At 37.9% G+C, this 4,828-nt stretch carries 3 protein-coding genes, 4 tRNA genes, 2 rRNA genes and 1 pseudogene; 1 reads left to right on the top strand and 9 read right to left on the bottom strand.

What is annotated here, in order from left to right; all coding sequences use genetic code 11:
• The 5 genes and pseudogenes from H1X92_RS15625 to H1X92_RS07365 form a co-directional block, all read right to left on the bottom strand.
• Nucleotides 1-78: pseudogene (locus H1X92_RS15625) on the bottom strand (GTP-binding protein); the annotation flags it as partial.
• A 128-nt stretch (nt 79-206) separates the two neighbouring features.
• Nucleotides 207-282: transfer RNA gene (locus tag H1X92_RS07380), tRNA-Thr, on the bottom strand.
• A 6-nt stretch (nt 283-288) separates the two neighbouring features.
• Nucleotides 289-363, bottom strand: a tRNA-Gly gene (locus H1X92_RS07375).
• 98 nt (nt 364-461) lie between these two features.
• A tRNA-Tyr gene (locus H1X92_RS07370) sits at nt 462-546 on the bottom strand.
• Nucleotides 547-570: 24 nt separating this feature from the next.
• A tRNA-Thr gene (locus H1X92_RS07365) sits at nt 571-646 on the bottom strand.
• Nucleotides 647-1,041: 395 nt separating this feature from the next.
• On the opposite strand from H1X92_RS07365, the gene coaA reads away from it, so the two are divergent.
• On the top strand, nt 1,042-1,995 hold the full coding sequence (gene coaA, locus H1X92_RS07360; RefSeq protein ID WP_180559542.1) for a type I pantothenate kinase: 954 nt from the start codon (nt 1,042-1,044) through the stop codon (nt 1,993-1,995).
• Between the two features lie 41 nt (nt 1,996-2,036).
• Here coaA and birA read toward each other — a convergent pair whose 3' ends face one another.
• The 4 genes from birA to H1X92_RS07340 form a co-directional block, all read right to left on the bottom strand.
• Complete coding sequence (gene birA / locus H1X92_RS07355) at nt 2,037-2,999, bottom strand: bifunctional biotin--[acetyl-CoA-carboxylase] ligase/biotin operon repressor BirA (protein ID WP_180559541.1); 963 nt, start codon at nt 2,997-2,999, stop codon at nt 2,037-2,039.
• Nucleotides 2,996-4,036, bottom strand: coding sequence for a UDP-N-acetylmuramate dehydrogenase (gene murB, locus H1X92_RS07350; protein ID WP_180559540.1), 1,041 nt, complete (start codon nt 4,034-4,036; stop codon nt 2,996-2,998). The genes birA and murB overlap by 4 nt, the downstream gene beginning before the upstream one ends.
• A gap of 135 nt (nt 4,037-4,171) precedes the next feature.
• Nucleotides 4,172-4,287: ribosomal RNA gene (gene rrf / locus H1X92_RS07345) — 5S ribosomal RNA — on the bottom strand.
• Nucleotides 4,288-4,467: 180 nt separating this feature from the next.
• Nucleotides 4,468-4,828: ribosomal RNA gene (locus H1X92_RS07340) — 23S ribosomal RNA — on the bottom strand; the annotation flags it as partial.

Genomic DNA, 4,828 nt, shown 5'->3' with positions numbered 1-4,828 from the left:
TGTTTTACCATGGTCAACGTGGCCGATTGTACCAACGTTAACGTGCGGTTTTTTACGTTCAAATTTTTCTTTAGACATTAGATTGTCCCTCTAAGACACGGAATCGGTGGTTACACCACATTAACCAAGCAGTGAAAATCATATATTCGTTGCTTGTTTTATCGCAGGAAAAAAATCAGGGAACAATTAAGAACACTTTCTAGGAGTGGTGCTGATAGGCAGATTCGAACTGCCGACCTCACCCTTACCAAGGGTGTGCTCTACCAACTGAGCTATATCAGCACATCTTGGAGCGGGCAGCGGGAATCGAACCCGCATCATCAGCTTGGAAGGCTGAGGTAATAGCCATTATACGATGCCCGCGATGAACTCGGCTACCTGACTTTAATCAGCTGCAAATTTTATCTTAAGTATTTTGCATGAGGTAGCATTTTAAGCTGAACACTTAAGATCAAACTTTATGGTGGTGGGAGAAGGATTCGAACCTTCGAAGTCTGTGACGGCAGATTTACAGTCTGCTCCCTTTGGCCGCTCGGGAATCCCACCTTTTACTTATATCCAAATTTTTAATGGTGCCGGCACCAAGAGTCGAACTCGGGACCTACTGATTACAAGTCAGTTGCTCTACCAACTGAGCTATGCCGGCATCAGGTGCTGCGCATTCTAGGTAGAGAACGAGCATGTTGCAACAAAAAAATTAAAAAAATTGTTTTTTTGCTTATAAAGTATTCACTTTAGCCATTTTTGCTGTTTTTTTCTATAGTAAATGTTTAAATACTCAACAGTGCTAAATTTTTTATTTACTATTTACTCTAGTGAAAAACGACATCAAATTTTTCTCACTAATAAAAAGTATCGTAAATCATACAATATTATTTTATTACTAAAAATAAAAAACGGATAAATTGTGATCAATTATTTATTTGATACAAAAAAACAGAAAAAACTCTACGCCTAAAGATATTCAATCGTTATTATGCAATCTATTTTTTATCGGTTATGAATGATTATGACAACCTGTACACAGGTAAATGTTGACTTATGAAACAACAACAAAACTTTTCAATAACACCTTATTTAGAATTTGATCGTGAACAGTGGGCGACATTACGTGATTCAGTTCCATTAGAACTACTAACGGATGAAGAACTGCTGGAACTAAAGGGTATTAATGATGAAATTTCAATGGATGAAGTTAATAAAATTTATCTTCCTATTTCACGACTGCTTAACTTTTATATCAGTTCAAATTTACGTAGACAAACTGTTTTAGAACAGTTCTTAGGTACTAATGGTACTAAAGTACCTTATGTCATCGGTATTGCAGGCAGTGTTGCGGTTGGTAAAAGTACCACAGCCCGCCTATTACAAACTTTATTAAGTCGTTGGCCTGAACATCGTAAAGTTGATCTTATTACCACAGATGGTTTTTTATACCCTAATCGGATTTTAAACGAACGTGGGATAATGAAAAAAAAGGGGTTTCCGCAATCCTATGATATGCATCGTTTGGTAAAATTTGTTTCTGACATCAAATCTGGGGTTAAGCAAGTCACTGCCCCGGTATATTCCCATTTTACTTACGATATTGTTCCCGGAAAAAAACAAGTGATTGAACAGCCTGACATTCTTATTTTAGAAGGTTTGAATGTTTTGCAAAGCGGTATGGATTATCCGCATGATCCGCATCATGTTTTCGTATCTGACTTTGTCGATTTTTCCATTTATGTTGATGCCCCAGAAAATTTATTAAAAAAATGGTATATCAGTCGATTTTTAAAATTCTGCCAAGGCGCCTTCTCCGATCCTCACGCCTATTTTTACCATTATTCTAAATTAGAGCAAGAAGAGGCGATCAAAACGGCTAAAACAATATGGGAAGAAATTAATAAAATAAATTTGGAAGAGAATATAATACCAACCAAAGAAAGAGCCAGTTTGATCATGACTAAAGGCTCTAATCATTCAATTACAAATGTTAGATTAAGAAAATAATTTCAAACATTGGGTCGATAATTAACTTCGACTCAATTGAGCTAATTATCCGGCCGTAATGAAATTTCACCACCTATATAGGAAACAATTTCACCATTTTGTTCTAACAAAATTGCGCCGTGTTCATTAATTCCTTTCACGATACCGACCTCAAGCTGATCACCAATATGCAACTTTACTTTTTTATGTAAAAAATTATCCAACGCCAGCCAACGTTTAATAAAAGGAACAAGACCATATTTCTCAAATTGCACTAATTCATGGCGTAATGCCAAAATAATCTGACCTGCAATCACATTTCTTTCTATTTGAATACCAGCCTGCTCAAGATTAATCCATCCTTGATTAATATTTGTTTCATAATTGCAACTCATTGCAATATTGAGCCCAATACCAATCACAATATGCGCCGCATCGCCAGTTTTACCTATCATTTCAATTAAAATACCAGCAAGCTTTTTTTCATTAAGATAAAGATCATTAGGCCATTTAACTTTTATATTACTACCGCTCAATTTATTAAGGGTTTCAGCTATTACAATTCCCGCAACTAAACTTAGTCCCATAGCGGCAGCTGGACCTTGGTGTAAATGCCAGTATAATGATAAATAAAGATTACAACCGAAGGGAGAAGCCCAATATCGACCGCGTCGACCTCTACCAGCTGTTTGATATTCGGCAACACAAACATCACCAGAACTTAATTGATCAATACGCTCAAGTAGATATTGATTAGTAGAATTAATAACCGGTTTTACAATTATATTTCCACGTCTTACTAAACCATAAATTCGTTCGTAGTCTAACAAATCCATTTTTTTAGTAAGTTGATAACCCTTACTAGTAATAGTATTAACCTCAATTCCCCATTTACGAAGTGTATGAATATGCTTATTAATACCAGCTCGCGTCATGCCAAGTAATTCACCTAATTGCTCGCCTGAATGTATACTACCATCAGAAAGTATTTTGATGAGTTTTAAAGGAATAGTTACATCTTTCATGAAATAGTATCCATAGCGTTTACTTCTCCATATTTACCAATAAAACGTACTTCTGGTTCTAGTGTAATAGCAAATTTCTCTATAACTTTTTTCTGGATATAACGGGCTAAATCTACAATATCTTTTCCGGTCGCATTATTTTTATTAATTAAAACCAATGCCTGATCACTATGTACCGCTGCACCACCACATTGAAAACCCTTTAGATCACATTGATCAATTAGCCATCCAGCAGCAAGCTTTACTGTACCATCGGTTTGCGGATATTCTGGACATTGAGGATAACGCGCCTTTATTTCATTTGCTGCCGTACTAGAAATAACGGGATTTTTAAAAAAACTACCCGCATTTCCTACTAAAAATGGATCAGGTAGCTTACTTTGCCGTATTTTACAAACAGCATCAAAGATTGTTTCCGCTGTCACTGTCTGTGCAGCCAAAGAAGTCAAACCTGCATATGTTAATATGGGTTTCCATCGTTTATTAAGTTTTAAACCCACTGAAACGATAGCAAAATTGTCACGATATTTATGCTTAAAAATACTATCTCGGTAACCGAATTGACATTCAGCAGTATCTAAACGATATTGTTTACCATTATTTAGATCAACAATATCGACATAGTGACATACGTCTTTAAATTCGATGCCATAAGCACCGATATTTTGTATAGGCGCAGCCCCTACCGATCCTGGTATTAACGCCATATTTTCCAATCCGTAAATACCATTTTTTATAAGTTCTTTAACCAATTGATGCCAATTATTTCCTGCGCCAACATGAATAAACCATTCGTGGGATGATTCAGTTATCATCAGTGAGGTAATTTGATTTAAAATGACTAGGCCATCAAAGTCATTAATAAAGAGAATATTGCTCCCGCCGCCCAATAATAAAACAGGCCACTCTTTCAGTCGGGCATTTTTCCATAACATAAGCAATTCTTCTACTGAAGTAGCTGAGTATATTGCTTTCGCCTTGGCATCAAGACCAAAAGTATTATAATTTTTTAATTTACCATGATTATCAGAATGCATATATCAAAACTCAATTCATATATAGTAATTATATAGTCTATTACTATAGATATATAGAGAATAGATAAGAGTTATAAAATCAAACAATAAAACGTCAAAAAGCCACCCTTAGGTGGCTTTTTAAACATAATTAACGTCTGGCAGCTCCCTACTCTCACATGGGGAGACCCCACACTACCATCGGCGCTACGGCATTTCACTTCTGAGTTCGGCATGGGATCAGGTGGCACCACCGCGCTATTACCGCCAGACAAATTCTTTTTTCGCTATCCTGTTTCGTTACGCTACTGCCTCGGGCGCTCATCTCGGCTGCCTCTCGCTATGCGCAGGCCATCTCGCCCGTTGACTTCTAGCGCCGTAACCGCTTACAGGCACCAATCTCTGAACAAGCTAAAATCTCTTCTCTCTTCTCAAAACACCTTCGGTGTTGTCAGGTTAAGCCTCTCGGGTCATTAGTACTGGTTAGCTCAACGTATCGCTACGCTTACACACCCAGCCTATCTACGTCCTCGTCTCGAACACCCCTTATAGGACATTACTGTCAGGGAAGACTCATCTTGAGGCAAGTTTCCCGCTTAGATGCTTTCAGCGGTTATCTCTTCCGCACTTAGCTACCAGGCGATGCCATTGGCATGACAACCTGTACACCAGTGGTGCGTCCACTCCGGTCCTCTCGTACTAGGAGCAGCCCCCCTCAATCTTCCTTCGCCCACGACAGATAGGGACCGAACTGTCTCACGACGTTCTAAACCCAGCTCGCGTACCACTTTAAATGGCGAACAGCCATACCCT

Origin of the sequence: Arsenophonus endosymbiont of Apis mellifera (genome assembly GCF_903968575.1) — a bacterium.
GTDB lineage: Bacteria > Pseudomonadota > Gammaproteobacteria > Enterobacterales > Enterobacteriaceae > Arsenophonus > Arsenophonus apicola.
This window is presented reverse-complemented; position numbering and strand designations above follow the sequence as displayed.